General features: G+C 45.2%; 13 protein-coding genes. 5 read left to right on the top strand and 8 right to left on the bottom strand.

Features of this window, described 5'->3' with window-relative positions; translation table 11 throughout:
• Positions 1-13 precede the first annotated feature (13 nt).
• A complete protein-coding gene (gene viaA / locus ACXAGQ_RS18045) occupies positions 14-1,462 on the top strand; it encodes an ATPase RavA stimulator ViaA (protein ID WP_475255683.1) in 1,449 nt (482 codons plus the stop codon).
• Between the two features lie 70 nt (positions 1,463-1,532).
• Here the strand turns inward: viaA and ACXAGQ_RS18040 are convergent, their stop codons facing one another.
• Positions 1,533-2,624: a transporter substrate-binding domain-containing protein gene (locus tag ACXAGQ_RS18040; protein WP_475255681.1), complete on the bottom strand. Its 1,092-nt coding sequence runs from the start codon at positions 2,622-2,624 to the stop codon at positions 1,533-1,535.
• A gap of 287 nt (positions 2,625-2,911) precedes the next feature.
• Here ACXAGQ_RS18040 and ACXAGQ_RS18035 point away from each other — a divergent pair, with 287 nt between their 5' ends.
• Positions 2,912-4,300, top strand: coding sequence for an NfeD family protein (locus tag ACXAGQ_RS18035; RefSeq protein ID WP_475255680.1), 1,389 nt, complete (start codon positions 2,912-2,914; stop codon positions 4,298-4,300).
• 42 nt (positions 4,301-4,342) lie between these two features.
• Entirely contained in the window at positions 4,343-5,113 is a 771-nt protein-coding gene (locus tag ACXAGQ_RS18030) for a slipin family protein (protein WP_475255679.1), read from the top strand.
• A gap of 75 nt (positions 5,114-5,188) precedes the next feature.
• Here the strand turns inward: ACXAGQ_RS18030 and pelG are convergent, their stop codons facing one another.
• Genes pelG through ACXAGQ_RS18015 form a run of 3 tightly spaced genes read right to left on the bottom strand, consistent with a single transcriptional unit; the run spans position 5,189 to position 8,817 of the window.
• Complete coding sequence (gene pelG, locus ACXAGQ_RS18025) at positions 5,189-6,562, bottom strand: exopolysaccharide Pel transporter PelG (protein WP_475255678.1); 1,374 nt, start codon at positions 6,560-6,562, stop codon at positions 5,189-5,191.
• Complete coding sequence (gene pelF, locus ACXAGQ_RS18020; RefSeq protein ID WP_475255677.1) at positions 6,543-8,087, bottom strand: GT4 family glycosyltransferase PelF; 1,545 nt, start codon at positions 8,085-8,087, stop codon at positions 6,543-6,545. Before pelF ends, pelG begins: the two co-directional genes overlap by 20 nt.
• Positions 8,074-8,817: a hypothetical protein gene (locus ACXAGQ_RS18015; protein ID WP_475255676.1), complete on the bottom strand. Its 744-nt coding sequence runs from the start codon at positions 8,815-8,817 to the stop codon at positions 8,074-8,076. Before ACXAGQ_RS18015 ends, pelF begins: the two co-directional genes overlap by 14 nt.
• 28 nt (positions 8,818-8,845) lie before the next feature.
• Here ACXAGQ_RS18015 and ACXAGQ_RS18010 point away from each other — a divergent pair, with 28 nt between their 5' ends.
• The gene (locus ACXAGQ_RS18010) at positions 8,846-9,001 is read left to right on the top strand and encodes a hypothetical protein (RefSeq protein WP_475255674.1); all 156 of its coding nucleotides are present in this window, start codon (positions 8,846-8,848) and stop codon (positions 8,999-9,001) included.
• A 12-nt stretch (positions 9,002-9,013) separates the two neighbouring features.
• On the opposite strand, the gene ACXAGQ_RS18005 is transcribed toward ACXAGQ_RS18010, so the two are convergent.
• The 4 genes from ACXAGQ_RS18005 to ACXAGQ_RS17990 are packed head-to-tail and all read right to left on the bottom strand — an operon-like array spanning position 9,014 to position 17,221.
• A complete protein-coding gene (locus ACXAGQ_RS18005) occupies positions 9,014-10,360 on the bottom strand; it encodes a PelD GGDEF domain-containing protein (protein WP_475255673.1) in 1,347 nt (448 codons plus the stop codon).
• 42 nt (positions 10,361-10,402) lie between these two features.
• On the bottom strand, positions 10,403-10,927 hold the full coding sequence (locus ACXAGQ_RS18000) for a hypothetical protein (RefSeq protein WP_475255671.1): 525 nt from the start codon (positions 10,925-10,927) through the stop codon (positions 10,403-10,405).
• A 30-nt stretch (positions 10,928-10,957) separates the two neighbouring features.
• A complete protein-coding gene (locus tag ACXAGQ_RS17995; protein WP_475255669.1) occupies positions 10,958-14,464 on the bottom strand; it encodes a tetratricopeptide repeat protein in 3,507 nt (1,168 codons plus the stop codon).
• Positions 14,465-14,488: 24 nt separating this feature from the next.
• Positions 14,489-17,221: a bifunctional glycoside hydrolase/polysaccharide deacetylase family protein gene (locus tag ACXAGQ_RS17990; protein WP_475255668.1), complete on the bottom strand. Its 2,733-nt coding sequence runs from the start codon at positions 17,219-17,221 to the stop codon at positions 14,489-14,491.
• 353 nt (positions 17,222-17,574) lie between these two features.
• On the opposite strand from ACXAGQ_RS17990, the gene rlmF reads away from it, so the two are divergent.
• The gene (gene rlmF / locus ACXAGQ_RS17985; RefSeq protein ID WP_475255666.1) at positions 17,575-18,597 is read left to right on the top strand and encodes a 23S rRNA (adenine(1618)-N(6))-methyltransferase RlmF; all 1,023 of its coding nucleotides are present in this window, start codon (positions 17,575-17,577) and stop codon (positions 18,595-18,597) included.
• Positions 18,598-18,638 lie beyond the last annotated feature (41 nt).

Genomic DNA, 18,638 nt, shown 5'->3' with positions numbered 1-18,638 from the left:
GGGAGAGTTGTGTATGCCAGTTTCTGAAGTTTTGAACTTGGCGATGATGCTATCTGAATCCGGTATTATCGACAATGCTGTGCAGGAATTAATGATGCAACAGCAATTGATAATTGCCGCTGAATCAAACCCCGGTATTAAGTCAGCGATGAAAAAGCAAATTATGAAATGGCGAGGTCATGCTCAAAAACGCATGACCAATATCAGCGTTGAAGAGCGATTTCATCAAGAAATAGAGCTTTACCAACAGGTTTGCCAGTGGGAGGGCGATTATTTCTTTGAGCATGTTGATGAGGTGGTTAAACAGTTAGAAGGTCACTCATCGTTTTATTTTAAAGCAAAAACCTTGCTTGAATGTGATCATCAAAAGCATAACCCGATGTTCCAAAGCTATTTCAGTAGCCAGTGGCACAAGTACTTAACCCTTGCCTTGACCGAAGCACAGCAGATTGAATTGGAGCAGCATAAGGAGAAACTGTTAGCAGATTTATACCAGCGCATTGAGACTATGCAGTACATGGAGTCTGTGACAGAAGCGGGTGATGTAAAGAAAGCAGGGCGGTTATGGGATATGGCCAGGGCGAAGCTAACAAAAACAGACGTTAGTACGCTGAAGAACATGGCGCATTTCCTAAAGAAAAATAGCGGCTTGAAAGAGATAGCGGAAAAGTTAGGCCGGATGGCCAACGAGGTCGATGACCCGAATAAGGAGAGGGTGCGCGCTGAAGATTTAAAAATGGTCGAAGAGCAGAGCGATAACGTGACGGACGATATCGTCGGTATTCATGAAAGCGACGATTTATCCAAGCTGCTTCCTAATGAAGCGATGTTCTTGGCCTACCCGGAGCTGGAGGTTGTTTTCTACAAACATTTAGTTGATAAGCGCCTGCTGAATTACAAAGTGCAAGGGGCGCAGCGAAAGTTGCGCCGTGTAAAAGCATACAAGCGGCAGACAAAACAGGTAGAGCAAGATAAGGGGCCTTTTATTGTCTGTATCGATGCTTCTGGCTCAATGACTGGATTTCCTGAGCAATGCGCCAAAGCGCTAGCTTATGGCTTGATGCAGATTGCCTTAGCTGAGGATCGTGATTGCTACGTGATTATGTTTTCTACTCAGCAAATAACCTACGAGCTGACTAAACAGGATGGGCTGAGTGAGGTACTCAACTTCCTCTCTTACTCTTTCCATGGTGGTACCGATCTCGGCCCTGTGCTCGATCAGTCCATTGAGTTGATGTTGAGTGAGAAATACAAGAATGCAGACCTGATTGTGCTTTCTGACTTCATTGCACCTTCTCAGCCGGAGGAAATGACGAAACGGATTGCAAAGCTTAAAGAAAATAAAAACCGCTTCCATGCTGTTAATTTATCCAAATATGGTAACCCTGAATTGATGACGGTATTTGATCATTGTTGGTCATATCATCCTTCAAAATTCGGACGTTTATTTAAGTGGAAGTAACCACTTTTAACAAAATTAACTACACTGTTTTAGTTGTCTTGGCTTTTGGCGCTCATATGAGCGCCTTTTTTTATTTATCAGCAAAATATTTATTGAGCGTTTGCTGCCATTCTGGGCTATGCCTGATTTTTAATAGCGCTCGGTTTAGTTTCTCTCTGTGAGGGCTGTTATTCTCTATCACCAAGCCGTAATTTTGTTTTTCAAACTGATAAGGCAATACTGATAATGACTCATATTTCCCTTCTTCTTTAGCCTTTTTGATTAAGTATTTTAACACCGCATCATCAGCAACAATGGCCTCCACTTCGTCATTATTTAGCGCTTCAAGCAAGTCATTGGTTGATTCATAACTGCGGTGAACAATACTATGACTGGTTAATAAAAGTGATGATGTTGATTTTGCTTTTGCCCCAACCGTTAGATTCGCTAAATCGTTAGGCCCCTTGATATCACTGCTTATTAAGCCGAGCGTGAATGTACTGGCAAGAATTGCGGTGATACTTGCAATGAAAAAAGTGGTAAATACAGCCAAAAGAACAGTCAATACCCTGCCGGTAAGGGTTTTGAACTCATAATAATTGAAAGGGCCTTTGGTAATGAATAGAAGGCCAAGAATAAACCCTTCAACAAGTTGTGCGACTTTTGAACGCATGGAGTAAAGTTTGTCATTCACTCTGTGCTCAAGTAGGTAATATATACTGCCGACAAAACCTGCTGCGATAAATGCAATACCAAGCACCATCCAAAGTTTTGTATTGGAAAAGATATTTTTAATAGATGATAGATATCCTTGCTGTTTTACAGCAATAGCCAAATGCGTTTCATAGAAAGAGTGGGAGAAATCGAGCACTTCTTCACGTTCGGGTGTGATTGAAATACAAGACACGCCGATGTTAAGCGTATTGTCACTGACTTGTTGCAAAAGCTCTCCAAGCTCATGATGGCTATAGTTATACTCAACACCTAATTCGAGAGCGATCTGTTCCCAAAGGTAGATACTTAACCCTGAAGGGGGGGATGACTCAGTCTCGATAACAAAGGGAGGGCAGTGATAGGTGCCCACATTGACAGTGGCGTTACTGGCTGCAGAGGGAAATGACATTGGTATGAGAGAACTGAGAATAAGCCATGTATACAACAAAACGTGACGCACTGTTCGCATAGGGTTATCTCACTTAGCAGAGAGCGTTGTAATTGTTCTCAGTTAATTATAAACCTCATGAAAATTTCACAAGCCTGTCATCTAAGACAACGCGCCATCCTCCCTTTGATCTTCTGCCTTCTGTCAAAAATGCTTTCCATTTTTAGCTACCGTGACTGCAAAATTGGTTAGTCAATGAAGTCAATGAGCTATGCTTATTAACAAATTGGTAAATACCTTAAAGGATACCGATGGCTGGGTGCGATGCATCTAACTTGTGGTTCATCCAGCAGTGGCGAGGAGGGTGTATGAAAGTGTTGGCTGTTTTTGCGGCACTCTGCATTTGGTTTTTCAGCCAGCCAGTTTTGGCACAAAACGTATGGGTGATTGAGATATCCGGCGGGATAGGGCCTGCAACCAGTGACTATATTTCTCGTGAAATAGAGCAAGCACATAAGGAACAAGCAAGTTTTATTGTATTGAAAGTCGATACACCCGGAGGTTTGGATACCTCCATGAGAGATATCATCCGAGCTATAACAACTTCACCTTTGCCGGTAGCGACTTGGGTTGGGCCTGCCGGGGCGAGAGCTGCTAGTGCTGGTACCTATATACTGTTAGCCAGCCATGTTGCAGCGATGGCCCCAGGTACTAACCTTGGGGCTGCAACACCCGTCTCTTTGACTGCGCCAGGGGGGAAGGATGACGATTCTGGTGGTAACCCCTTTGCACCGAAACAAGACAAAGAACCAGAAGCCTCCGATGACGACAAAGAGCCACAAGAAGGTGACAGTGAAAAAGTAACGGCTAAAACGGCAATGGAAAAGAAAGTCATTAACGATGCCCGCGCTTATATACGAGGTCTGGCAAAACTCCATGGCCGAAATGAAGAGTGGGCAGAAACGGCAGTCACTGAAGCGGCAAGTATTGATGCCGAGAAAGCCCTCGAGCTAAATGTGATCGATTTTCTGGCATCAGACCTTGACGCACTAATCAGCCAGTCTAATGGGCGTACAGTAGTCATCAACGGTCTCGAAGCCAAAATTGAATTGGCTAATGTGGCGTATATTGAGAGAGAGCAGGACTGGCGCTTCAAGCTACTTTCTGTGATAACCAACCCCAATGTCGCATATATATTGATGTTAATTGGTATCTACGGCCTCCTTTTGGAGTTCTACAATCCTGGCGTCGGGCTTCCTGGCGTGTTAGGCGGTATTTGCTTACTACTGGCTATGTACTCCCTACAAATGCTTCCCGTCAGCTATGCTGGCCTAGCGCTGTTATTGCTGGGTATTGCACTCATGGTAGCGGAGGCGTTTAGCCCGAGCTTTGGCATACTGGGCCTTGGGGGGATTGTCGCGTTTGCGCTTGGCTCGGTGATGCTGATGGATACCGAAACGCCGGGCTATCAAATCGCTATCCCTTTGATTGTCGGGCTGACAGTTGTTTCCGCTGTATTTACTTTTGTCATTCTTAGTCTGCTGCTCAAAGCTAGGCGTAAGCCTGTGACGACCGGTATGGAAGCTTTACTAGGGCAAGAGGCGGTTGTAGTAAGTGGTTTCCCTGGTACCGGGCGTGTGCTGGTGGAGGGAGAAATATGGCAAGCCAACTGCGAAGTGCCACTTATTAAAGGTGACAGGGTCACCGTGGTGGAGATTAATGGTCTCTGCCTAGAGGTCAATCAGCGTTCAAAGTAATCCGAATGTGCGTGGTATAACCCTTTTAAGAAGGACCAGAATATGATCACATACTCATTAGCAACGATAATCGTTTTGGTATTCGTGCTTATTGTTAGCATGTTCAAGGTGCTCCGCGAATACGAGCGTGCCGTTGTATTTTTACTCGGTCGATTTTACCAGGTAAAAGGACCGGGCCTGATCATCATTATCCCTATCATTCAGCAAATGGTACGAGTTGATTTGCGGACGATTGTACTCGATGTGCCTACCCAGGATCTGATCACCCGCGATAATGTGTCAGTAAAGGTGAATGCTGTTGTCTATTTCCGAGTGGTAGACCCGAAAATGGCGATTAATAATGTCGAAAATTACCTTGAAGCCACCAGCCAATTGTCACAAACCACTTTGCGCTCGGTATTAGGGCAACATGAGCTTGATGAGTTGCTGTCAGCCCGTGAAGAGCTGAACAAAGATCTACAGGGGATCTTGGATCAGCATACTGATAATTGGGGGATCAAAGTCGCCAACGTAGAGATCAAACATGTTGATCTTGATGACAGTATGGTGCGCGCGCTGGCACGCCAAGCTGAGGCGGAGCGTTCCCGGCGTGCCAAGGTTATCCATGCAACCGGTGAACTTGAAGCTTCAGCAAAATTACGTGAAGCGGCAGAAGTGCTAAATCAATCACCCAATGCGGTGCAATTGCGCTATATGCAGACATTAACAGAAATCGCGAACGATAGGACGACAACAATCGTGTTCCCTATGCCAATCGATTTGGTGGATAATTTGACAGATGTGATGGCATCAGTGAAGCGGAAGGGTGATTAACCCTGCAAGGGAGTGAAGAAGATTAAGCGCCCCTCAAAGGTTTTACGCAATGAGACGGGCGCATTTAGTTTGGAATTAAGAGCGCTGCAGCATGAAGGTTTGATATTCGAGATCATCAAATTGGCTATCAAGCATGACAAGCCCGATGATAGTGGTCACAAGCATCGTTACGGCAAACCCATAGCCATAGAAAACCGGTCCCATGTTGATACTGACATGGGCCAGGATGAAGTTGCCCACTGCCATTAACAGTGTTAGGAGAAGCGCTGAATAACGTTTATCGAGGTAATACATCACATTGAGTATGGCCATGACCAGCACCTGCAGACTGACGCCGACCAAGTCGACATAAAGCAAGTGTAGGTAGGAGAGGTCAATGTTTAAAAATGCCAGAATATCTTCTGCCCAAAGGATAAGTAGTGCGAGTGTTAGTCCTTGGACCTTGAATATTTCATAGATACTTTGCTGGCATGCCAGTACCATTTTATCTTTTAGCAGATAAATCGACTCTAGCGTTGCGCCTTCACGGACAGCATCGTAGAACTTCAAACAAGCATCGGCAAAATCCGTTTCCATCCGAAGCATGAACACTGCCATTCCTGGCACAATCGCCAAATAAGCAATGAAAATCGGTAAATCATAGATATACGATGCTCGGAATACGTCGATAACTTGGTGTGACGTCTCGTCGCGGAACCAAAACACAAACTTGTCGAGCCAAACCCCCAAGTTATAGAGGAAGCCACAAAAAATCAGTGAGAAAAAGGTTTTCTTACGGTTCAAAAACTCAAAAGAGACGAGCTCATTGGCAGGAAAGTCTCGGATCACGTGATAGAGGAAAGCGAAAGTTAGAAGGGCTTGGCAGAAGCAAAATATGACCAATAGCCCTAGTAGCCCAAACGACGGCAAGTAAAGGCTCAGCAGCACCATCAGACCATAACTAAACATCATGGTGATAAAGATTCGGTAGTATTCCTTCATCCCGCTAAGGAAAATAATAATCAGCCACTGGTTACACAACAAAATAAATGAAGTGAAGATGGCGATTTTCTCTGCAGGAGTGATCATCGGGCTAATGGCAAGAACCGCACCGCCTAGTACAGCCCCTATCATGCTGGTTACCAACATCGAACCGAGTAAGTTTGGGACGATCCTGTGATCTTGCTCGGCAAATAACAAGTCTGATATAAAGCGGGTTAACAGCAACTGGAAAAGCCCACTGATAATTAATGAGCCAGCCATCAGATAGGTGACAATGACCAGAAATTGGACAATGACATAGGTAGGAAAAACCACCCCAACGCTGATAATACCTATGGTTAACAAGGCAAGTATTGACAGTACCCAGGGCCCAGAGCTAATTAAACCCGCCAAGCCATAGGCTTCAAGCATGGAGAGAAGGGAGTTTTTCTTGAGAATTTTCCGTAATTCAAATCCGATCCCGGCCACTGATTGCCTCCTTGTATAAACTACGGTATGCACCGTACATCATAGGTTCATCGTAATAGCGTTTGACCCTTACCCGGCCAATATCGCCGGCTTGGCGCCATTTCTCATCATCAGCAAGCACCTTGACGATTGCTTCAGCACCATCTGTCGGGCTGGCAATGGGGATGATCTCGCCGGCTGAGCCTATATTGGCATCTTCTCCTGCCGCGCCATCGATAATTTCCCGGCAGGCACCCACTTCAGTCGCTATGCAAGGGATCCCTGCAGCCATGGCTTCAAGCAACACCAAGGGTTGTGCTTCACTAATGGAAGTCAGCATCATGACCCCTAACTCTGGCATGATTTCCGCCACGTTTTTGCTACCAAGCATTTTGACGTTTTTTTCAAGCCCTAGGCTTTCAATCAGTAGTTCGCATTCTCGGACATATTCTTGATCTTCTTCAGTTGGGCCAATAATCCACCCTTCGAGTGTAGGAAGGGTTTCGATTGCACCTCGAATAGTACGGATGAAGGTTTTTATATCTTTGATAGGAACCACCCGGCCGACTAAGCCAACAACTAAGGGGGGGGTGTCAGGACGTCGTTGATACGCCTCTTCAAAGCGCTCGGTGTTGATGCCATTAACGATTACCCGTGTTCTGTCAGTAGGTGCGCCGTCAGTATGCTGGCGCTGCCTATTCCCCTCAAACAATGCCACGATATGATCCGCTTGGTGGTAGGCGGATAAACCAAGCTGCTCAAAAAATTGGATCCAAGTTTTGCGGGTCGTATCCATGCCTTTATGCATAGAGATATCGATTTGACTGTGGGTATCCTTGATCCATGTGGCCTGTGAGAGATCTATTTTCCGTTCTTTAGTGTAAATACCATGCTCAGTAAGGATAAAAGGGCTCTTGGTTTTTTCCCGGCTCATTGCTCCTAAAAAACCGGCGTAGCCAGTAGATACACTATGGAACAGTTTTACTTTCGGAAGCTGTTGCGAAATGCGAGATAATACGAATAAGGGTTGGTATATATTTCGATAAGTCCAAAAATAGTCCACAAACGACTGTCTCGGTGCCGAGGCCAAGTAACGCTCGGTAAGTACTTCCCAAGATGCCCGGCTATAAAGAAAATCCACCAAAGTCAGATTGTTGTCTGTATTTAGGAATGAAGAGACTTCTGACAATAACTGTCCTGGAATAGGCTCGTTTTTTTTCTCGAAGTAGGAAAGAAAGCGATTCCAAACACTAAATAGTTTTCGTTTTCCTTTCCGGGTTGAAGGTTTAAGGTGGCCTTTGTCTGATAAAAGATAATGCACCTCAAATCCTACGACATTATCTGGAAACTCATAAGCCGGCTTATCATAAAAATCTGGGTGCCCGCCCAGAAATATTAAGTGGAAGCGATATTCCGGTAAGCCGCTAATTATCTGGTGTACCCAGCTTGATACGCCGCCACGAACATAAGGATAGGTACCTTCTAACAGTAGGCAAACATCTACTTCGTTACTGTCGATGTTAGATTTTCGCTTAAACCATTCCATCCCAATACTCCTTTATCTGACTCAACTTGTTGCCTTTTTGTTCTGGGAAATATCCAATATAAGCTTTGGCCGTTGGGTAGTCGCCAGCAATATAGGCAGCTTCTGCAAGATAAGGAGCGACTTGTTTAATGAGTAAGCCGCCATCCATTGCTGCCTTTAAAACCGGTACGGCTTCAGTGGGCCGCTTTTGCTCTAGTAGTACACGCCCTAAAAGTAGATTCGTTGAAGCAGAAGGTTTGATAGTGCTCGATTGGTTGAGATAATTTTCAGCTTGCTCCAAATAGTGGTTGCGTAGGATGCCTTCTGCAATACCCAGGTAACATAACTCCCAATATTGCTGTGCGATGTCAAATGCCTTGGATGCAGAGGGTTTATTTTCAAACTGTCGCTTTGATAAAGAAATAGACTCATTGATTTGTGTTTCAATGCTTTCCAAGCAAGCGTATGCCAATAATCGTACGTCATCGGTTAAATCTTTCAGGGCTAACTGCAATAGTGGTACTGCATGTTGGCGTGGCAAATTGCGGATAGCACTGACAGCTATTAACCGGCGCTCGGGATCTTGGTTATACAGAAGGATCTCCCTTAAGGCGCCGGAACCGAACTGGGTGCCGATAACCTCTCCGGGACTTTGGGGAAGCTCACTTTTCTCGCATTCTTGCCAGGTAACGTTGGATTTCTCTCTTGGCAAATAGAGTGCGATTAATAAAGAACAGCTAGTGCCTATCATACCGACAACCGGTAATAGGTAATTAAAGATGAATAGGAATGAAAAAGAACTGACTATCGGTGTTTTGTATTTCTTTGGCAGGATCAGCCAGCAAAGCCCAGAAAAACTAAGGCACGACAATGCATGTACGCCTGCGACAGCTAGCCAAAGACTTAGAGACATTGACTGGGTTGAGATAATGTAAAGGCCAGAGCTTTCAAAGGCTATGGTCTGAAGAAGTAGCCATGTCTTCATCGTACGCTCCAAGCTCATCCATTAGTTTTCTGATTTCAGGCCTATCTGTCGACATCGACAAAGGCCCAACGATATCAATATCTTTGACGTTATCTCCTAGCTGGTCTTTGAGTAGCTCTTTTAACCTGACGATATATTGCTGGGCATCATAGGCTGTTGTTAGGGGGAGTAATACGGTAAGGGCGGCTTGTCCTTGTTTCGTTCGGCATGACCAGTAGACATCAGCTCCCCGGCGATAGCTGATGGTGTTATCAAGTTCTTGATGGTGCCGGCCTTGAGAATCAATACAAACAACGACTGAGCTATCGGCACCATAATGGCGCTTGTTGTAACCGGCTCGCTTAAGGTAATCCATGAAAAGATCACTTTGATGTGGTTGTAAGATAGGCGTAATAATTTCATTACTTAACAGATCAGCGGCATAATTTGCCACCAATGCCAGTAAGGCAACATTCGCAGGGGTGAGCATGAAAAATTTGGCATTCTCGGCAACGATCGCTGCCTGTAAAGTCCCTTGGGTGTCCATCAAAGGGATACAAAGTTGATACCGTGATTGGTGTACTTGGTTTGCTTCAAGTTTGGCAGGAGACAGGAGCTTTTTGGTTTCCAGCATGTCGATTAACATTGCGTCACTTTCTTCGAGAAGGTGATGATCCCCCAATGTTGCAGCGGGCTGCTTCTCGAATTTTCCACCAGAAATCTTATAGATACCGGCGACCTCGATCCCACCGATGTCGGCCATTAAGTTGAGGTAGGGCTGGCCAAGACATTCCAATCGATGCTCGGCATGTTTGGCTGCGATTTTATGAAGCGCACTGATGCTAGATCGCAAGCTGACTGTTTGACCTGCAGTACGTTGTTCTAACTGGTCGTGTGAAACTTTTAATAGATGGTAGTTTTGCGTAAAGCTATCTAGCTTCTGTGCCATGTACAGATGATCAAGAATGTGTTTCTTGTTGATGTTATGCCAGTAGTCATGAAATTCTCCCGCGATCATTGCGACCATGATGGTACCGATAGCTAAAGAAAGCGGGTAGTAGTCCAACATGCCGGAAGCATTCATTATGCTGGCAAGTCCAGCCGTGGTGAATAAAGCGCAAATAAAACCTTTAGCGAAGCCGTAACGCAAAGCGATAAGGAGAGGGCCAAAGAGTGGCCAGAAAAAGTTATGCTCGGTGGATGTAGGCGCTAAAGAATCTGACTCTATCCATACATAAATGGAGAGAAGAGCGACCACAAGGGTTTCGAGCCACACATAAAGACTTCGAGAAAACCCGAGAAAAGCTTTGTTATTGGTTTTCTTATCCATAAAAAACAACCATCATTTATCAGCGAAACAACCGTTCAGAGATTAGTCAACTTGCGGAGCAACATTTAGCCCACTAAGTAATTCTTCAATGACAATGTGTCCGGTACCGCTGACACTTTCCCGTCCCCAACCCCCACGACTGCCAGAAGCTTGCCAGTAGGTTGTTCCACTCTTGGCGGATTTAACTTCTAGCGTGATGCCAACAGCAGGCTCGCCATCAAGGCCACTTTTATAATGCCACTCTTCAACAGAGCCGGTGATCACATAGTCTACTGGCTGTGTCGCAAGCCATGCTTGCGCTTGTTTTTGCTTGGCTGAGTCATCCAGAATACTTTGCAAGTCATTGACTGCGGATGGTGGGTATTTCACTGCAATTATGCCTTTGGCAAACAGCTGAGAGCTGAGAATTTGCTCGGCCTTTTCAGCGGCGAGCGGGGTACTTGAGTGATTGTACATTGGCATAATGGCCCAGCGACTTTCTGCTGGGAATTGATTGCTGTCTGTTACTTGGTAGCTGCTGCAAGCACTAAGTGTTAAAAGGCTGGCTAGGGTAAGTATCTTTTTCATCACGGTCATCCTTGTTAAATTCGCTACAGGCTAGAAACCATAGTAATAGCCTAATGATATTTTTAACGACTCATCGCCATTTCTGTCTTGGCTCTGCCAGTCTGTACTTAAATAAAGCTCATCATTGCCGAAGAGCCGCCAGCCCAAGCCTGCGCTTAATGTGACGTCAACTTGTGAGCTCGAGAAGTTGTATCCCAGCGAACTATCAAACCAATATCTTGGTGATGGCACTGTGGCTCCTGGTTGACCAGGTTCTCCATGCCATACTCGCTGACCAATGCCGACGCGTTGGTATTGATCTTCAATGAAATCGCTGCTGACGAGCGGCGTGCTTTCGCTGTGCCAACGGTTGATTCCATTTAATGGGTCATTGCTGAGGTTCACGTCCTGCATGGTAACGTCGGCATAGACCTGCCATGCAGGATCGGCGAAGAAAAACCGCTCTGCTACGCGTAGGTTTAAGTCCCAGCCTTGGCCTATTTCATCATCAAACCGGGTGGAAAGATCATGAAGGTTAAATTGAAAGGCAACGGATTCTCTTGCTGTCGGCTGGTAGGCAAGGTTGAATCCAAGCCAGTTGTCTTGACCTGCAATATTGAGCAAATCACTGGCTTCGATATGGCTGTTGAGGCCAAAACGGACACCAAGCCGTAAGTAATCATCAACGGCAAATTGGTATTCACCATTGAAACCGAGCCTTTGGTCACCGACACCGTCAGCAAGGTCAAACCCCATAGCCCAGTAACTTTCACTCATTTGGCGCTGGTAGCGGCTCCGTAAGCGAAACTCATCATCAATACCCGTATTGGATAATTGATCTGGCGCACCGGCCTTTTGATGATCCATACCAAGCCGCCAGTTGCCGTGATAATGCGGTGAGTAATAATCTAAACTAGATCGCTCAACATCCCAGTGTGTGATTTGGGTGTGTTGTGCCCGGATACTGTGTGTTTTCGATGGGTGTTGGAGTACATGTACCCGGCGCAGCTGATTTTCAGCCGTTTTATCTGCCATTTGTCCAACATTGGACTGACCGTGTTGCCATGCCTCTTGGTGTTTTCCTACAAATTGCAATGCAACGTTTTCATCGGCTTTGGGTAAGTTCACCGCGCGGGCTAAAATCTTTTCGACCTCCACGCGATCCTTCTGTTGAAGTGCCAACGAGAGCTGCTGCCATTCAGGGATCTTATATTGGCCAAGTGCAGTTCTTTGTTGCCAGAATAAGATCTTTTCACCGTGGTTATAGGCCAGGTAGTTGCCATACAATTCACCCACCGTATTATCGGACGGGTTAGACAGGGTGTTATCTTCAGTTAATTGAAAGGCTATACGTTCACCAACTAGCATTCTAACGAGAGCGCGATAACTGATGTCGCCATCCGGTAATGCAAGCAACTCATCCGTTTGATTTTTGAGCAACCAACGACGTAGTTGATACGCTTTTTCACCATTGCCTTGTTGCTCGAGTAATTGTGTATAATTGAGTAAAACTGATGGCTCGGGCGAGCTATCGCTAAGGAGTAATTGCCGATACCATATGTCTGCATCTTGGTTGAATCCAAGTTGCTGGCTGGCGCTGGCAAAAGCTAGCCACAGGTCGCTATCAGCAGCCATAACCGGCTTGTACTGAAGGTATATTTGTTCAAGCGTTTCTTTATCGCCTTCGTTGAGGGCGAACCAAATCAAGTTACCGACCGCCGAAGAATTGAGAGGGTCTAATTGCAAAATAGCCAAATAGATTTGCTTAGCGTGCTCTGCTTCACCTTGCCATTCCGCCAACACCGCCTGGTAAGTCAGCATTTCGAGGTTCTTCTCGAAGCCCGGGTTCTGTTTGGCTTTTCCTATTAGCTCTTCCAGTAAATCTACATCCTTTAATTCCACAGCATACCTAGTAGCGGCGAGGAGCAGCTCAGGGTTTTGGTTGTTGTCATAGAGGGCTAATAGTTCCACTAATTTAGTTTCATTTAGTGGCGACATCACGTTGATATAGCGGTAAATATCAATACTGGCACTGGATCGCGAGGCTAGTTCTGATTGTGATATAACAGATACATTACGATTGTTTGTTTCCCAGGCCAGTGAAGAAATAGCCTCAAGATAGTCCTCGTCAGCTTGCTGCCAGCCTGTCGGGTTGATCAACGTATTTAACGCCAACTTGGGCTGGTTCAACATAATATGGGCGTTGGCAATGCGTTCAGCTTCGATGAAGTTAAGAGAGCGCCTTTGTTGAAGTCGGTTACCATAACGTATCACGGACCGATGATCGCTGCGGTAACTGTACAAGCGGGTGGTGTGGCTCAATAAATCTGTATCATAAGGGCGTTTTCCTAGTAATGACAGCAGGCTATTAAAAGCGGCAGGTGTCCCTTCACCTTTTTCGAGCGCATTAAGCCAATCATTGTATTCTGACGGGTAGATATAGTTATGAGCAGCCAGTTTTTTGAAAAAGCGGCCTTCATTTAGAATATCGCCAAGCGCCTTCGATTCTTCAATACCGGCTCGAATGTTCTTTGCGCTTGGGTTTAAGGAAACGAGCTTAATGCTGGTCGATTGTGCTTTGTGGATCTCACTTTTCCAGCGGTAAATTTGATGTAGCAATACGTAATCATATTGGCTGGGCGAGACGCTTATCGCTTCTAATAACAGCTCCTCAGCCAAAGCCAGATCGCCGATGGAAATAGCGATTTGTGCCGTTTGTCTATAGAGCTCTCCCGTTGGGGCGATGGTCAACAAATGCCGAGAAAGAGATATGGCTACATCAAGATTGCCAATTTCTTTTGAGTGGGCGATACCCGCAGCGAGAAATTCAATATCGTTATATAATTCCCCTCGGTAACTAGCAAAAAAACGGCGACTAAGCTGCGGTTGACCGCTTTTCAGCATTAGGTCAAATAGCTTATGTGCATTATTTAAATCTTCAAACTCTCTAAATGCATCAAGTTGCACTTTTAGTGAGCTATCATAATCTTCGGTTTGCAATGCGAGTGAAACCAATTCGTCATAGGAAGTTTCACCACTTTGCTGATGAGGATAGAGATAACTGAAGCCTTTGTCAGGCATCGAGAGAGATATAGCCGTATCAGCAAACCTACGAGCTAACTCAGCCTCTGGTACATAATTATACTTTCCTAACAGGGCTAACAGAGCATCATGTGCCTGCTGTTGTTGTTCTGGGTGATCTAGATAAGTCTGTTCTAACAATAAGCTAAGGTAACGACTAATTGCTTCCCAGTCGTCTTTACCTTCAGTTGTTTTGAGGATAGTTTCAAGCAGGGCACTCGCATCTGTCAATTGTCCTGTTACAGCATAGTTATCGACAATTTGCTTAATAATTTCACGGTTTTCCGGGTCTTCATTGTAAAGCTGCTCTAAGAAAGCAAGGGATACTTCCGGTGAAGAAGAACGGGCAATAAGTTGGATAAGCATTGATTTAGAAGGCGCAACTAACCACAACGCCCATAGAGAGGTTGCAGTTAACACCCCAAGGGTGAATTTATTGATGAGCCTAATCCTTGGCTTATTCTTATCTTTTGCCATCGCTTATTGACTATTCCCTTCGTTTTACATCATTTGACACTGCAAGGTGCCTGAGAGTAACCCTTTGCTTGAGCTCGATAGCTGTATTTGCCCATTGCCTTTGGGCGAGGCCTTCAATTTAGTGCCAGAAACACTTTGGCAACGCTTGGCTCCGTTGACCACCATCTTAAGGGGCATATGGCTTGAAACAGACCAATTGATGGTATTGCTATCTACTTCCCACGTTACTAGCTTGCCATTAGCACTTTTGAGGTACAGCTCGCTTTTTGGACTGCTTACTATTTCAAACCTTGTTTTCGGTTGTTTCAGGATCAGAAAGTTACCATCTGGCCCTTTATTCCAACCCGCTAGCTCATTACCTTCTGGGTAGCCCAATGTTTCAGGAAGCCGGATGCTTGCAACACCGGTACTGGTTACTTGCCACTGCCCATCCAGAGTTTTGGCTATGCCGGTTTCGTACAGGGCTCTTGCTCTTTTGGCATACTCGCTCAAATAAAGCGGTGTCGTTTGCTGCGCTATTGCCCAGTCATAAACCTGTAATAAGCCATTGAGTGATGCCGGATAAGCACCTGAGTACATATGATAGTAAATACTAATACTTTTTAAACGCCGTGGGCTGCCTAATATTTCAAAGGTTTCAACCGCACGCCCATAGCCATCGTGGTGTTCAGTCCATAAATTGGTGTAGAGGTTTTCATTTAGTACAGGGGCGTAGACTTGAACGGCGGATGGATACCAGGCAATGGTCGGCGAAACTTGAGTAAAGTTACTATTGCCTCGAACTACATAAGTGTTTCCACCATTAACGTTGAGAATATTGGCATCTTCAGCAATGGAGAGGATTTCTTCAGTCGGATCAGCGCGCCCAGACCATAACAAAAGTTTAGCTTTTTTGTCCTTAGGGGCCAGCTCTTTATTTATGTAGTTTATTGAGCCCAAAATCTCGTTGTAATAATCCACGGTATAGTTGGGGATCGGAAGGTTGTCTCCATACTGTTTAGTTTGGATGTTGGCCGAGAAGTCCCAGAAGAACGGATGGCTAAAGGTATGCGAAGCAATTTCAATGTTTGGCAGACGGAAAATGTCTCGGGCAATGGCTTCCATTTTGTCACTTTGTTCTGGGTACAAACCACGCTTGCCTACTTCTCCTTCAATCACTGAAACTGTTTGGGGGATATCATATTTTTTAAATACATAGTCATTGAGCACTTCGGCCGTATAGGGTTTGCCCGGGAACCAAGCTTTTGACGGGAAGCCATCGCCATCGACGTGGCTGGTCAATATACGTAGTCCTGATTCTGTGGTTGCATCTGCAGCAGGTATCGGGGGTAAAGGAAAAATCTCATTGATCAGCCGGAAAGGATCAATAATCCATGTCTCGCTATTATTGGCAAGAGCCATTACTGGGAAGGGTGACAAGGCTGCGCCTCCCCACGGTGCTTTGAACAAGACAGTTGTCGTTTGGCCGTTTTCATTACCAAAAGTAATCTCACTGCTGACACCAATTTGTGTTGGTTGCCAAATAGTATGTTTTTCAAACAGGCTGAAAGAAGCGGGATAGAATTGTTTTGTCCAGCTGTGACCTTGCACTTGAGTGATATTGCCTGAAATTTCCCCTTTGTTGGCGATACCTAGCTTGGATAATAGAGATTGATTAGTTGGCAGCGCATTGAGAAATAAAACAGGGCGTTTGCCCATTAGAGAGTTAATCCAGGTTTGAAGCGCAGGCACCTGTCTATAACTTGATTCTTCTAACCAGAAGAAGAAACCAGCATAACGGCTGATATCAATATTATTGAAATTGGTTGTGCGCACATCTACACATTCTGGGACGTAACCATAATATTCAATGGGCATCGACATCATTCGGTGACACTGTGACGTCACCATGCGGCCAAATTGACTGTCGTAGAAACCGAGTATGCGCTTTGCAATCGGCTCTACAGTACTGATACCGAATTCATACAGTAATCCGTCGCTGATATACGGCGTATACCCTTCATCAATTAAACGTTTGGCCGCTTGTTTTTGAGCTTCACGATTGCTGGCGGGGAGGTAGTCGATGACAATCGCCTCGACACCAGATTGCTTCACTTCATTTAGCTTACCGGTAAGCCACGTTCTGTCTGATTCCGGCACAAGCTGATAGCTGTCAGTTACTGGGTCGTAACTGTTGTACATTGATTCGGCGGCTAAGGCGTAAGGTTTGAATGTGAGCTTCTCAATGACCTCAAAACCACGGTTAAAAATTAGCAGCGGCTTTTTAGGAAGGGCATTTAAACCCTCAAGAATTTTGCTTAGAGCGGCTTGCTGGTTTGTTGCTTCTTCGGGAGTTTTAGCAAACAAGGTATAGCTATCGAGCGTGTCGAGAAATATGCCGTCAAAACCGCGTTCAGAGAGCATAACGGATTGCTCGAGAAGATAGGTTTGCCACCCCTCTGCCGCCAAGTCCATCACATGACTGGACCAGTTAGGATTGATAAGCGGAGATAGCCCTTGCAGTTTCTCAGGTAGTTTATTGCCGTCGTACTCTCCAACACTGAGATAGGCGAAAACCAAAGTATCAGCTTTTTGCAGAGTAGATATTTGTTTATCTGAAATTAGAGATGGTGTTACCACGACACGGTCGTAGTTAATCAACTCACGCACTGAATCGATATTGTTGTAGTAGAAAGCAACGGACTGGCTACCTTGGGCCGTACCCAAAGGAATGATGAGGAGCAGTAAAATGATACATGTGCGTTTGATGACATCCATAATCAAGCTAGTCCTTTAACTGTACAGTCCTTAGTAGCATTTTTAATGCTCCACATGTAATAGTAAAGTTAAGATTATGAAAATGTACAATTTATAATGAAGTTGTCACGAAATCTTTCTGTGTCAAGTCTCATATTGTTAGTAATCTTAGTTTCACAGGGCGAATATTAACCAAACCCTGTAAGTTTGTTTCCGTTGCAGAACCCAAAATATGTTGGAGGTATCGCGTTTGGTGAGGCAGGGCAACAATAGTTTTGGCAATTTTACATCTGTGGTTCCAAGGGGACTGAGTTTCGCGTAGGATACTTTTCCTTTTGGCCTAAGGCCGAGCAAAACACTGTATAGAAAGCGATATGTCACATAAACATAAGCAGAAAGCGCCAAGCAAGGGACTGCACCCACGAAACCCTCATCGAGCCCGTTATGATTTCGACAAGCTGATAAAAAGCTGTCCGGAGCTATCGCCGTTTGTTGAAAAGAACCCTTATGGTGACTTATCGGTTAACTTTAGTGATCCGGCTGCGGTAAAGATGCTCAATCGCGCGTTGCTGAGCCATTTCTACTCGGTTTCATATTGGGATATCCCTGAGGGATTTCTTTGTCCGCCTATCCCTGGCAGGGCGGATTATTTGCACTATATCGCTGATTTGTTGGCTGATTCTAACGGAGGCAACATCCCCAAAGGAAAGACTGTCAAAGGTCTAGATATCGGCACAGGTGCGAATTGTGTGTATCCTATTATCGGCCACCGTGTTTATGGTTGGCAGTTTGTCGCAGCAGATATTGATCCTAGCTCGATTAAATCGGCCAAATTCATCGTTGATGCTAACCCTTCGTTGAAAGGGGGCATTCAGTGTCGCCTACAGAAAAATCCAGATCATATTTTTACCGGTATGATCAACGACAATGATCTGTTTGATTTCACTTTATGTAATCCTCCGTTCCATACTTCTCTAGAAGAAGCGATGGCAGGTAGTGCCCGTAAGGTGAAAAACTTAAAAGCTAATTCAGACAAAAAATCTGGTTCAGACAAAAAATCCGGGCAATTTAAGGCTTCCAAAAACAAAAGCGTTAAGCCAGTACTAAACTTCGGTGGTCAAAAAGCTGAACTTTGGTGCCCGGGCGGAGAAGCGGCATTTATCAAACGGATGATCAACCAAAGTGCAGAGAAGGCCAACCAATGCTTTTGGTTTACGACTTTGGTATCGAAAAAAGACAACCTGTCGTTAATCTATAAGCAACTGAAAAAGGCAGGGGCAGTTGATGTCAAAACAATAGATATGGCACAGGGGCAGAAGCTGACGCGGTTTGTGGCTTGGACATTTTTATCTGTTGAGCAACAAGCGCTGTGGCGAAAGACCCGCTGGGTGAAATAGCTGCACGCCTGTATGGGCAGCCCCCAAGAATAATTGTTTAA

Source organism: Photobacterium sp. ABD4_091, from assembly GCF_056160145.1.
This window is presented reverse-complemented; position numbering and strand designations above follow the sequence as displayed.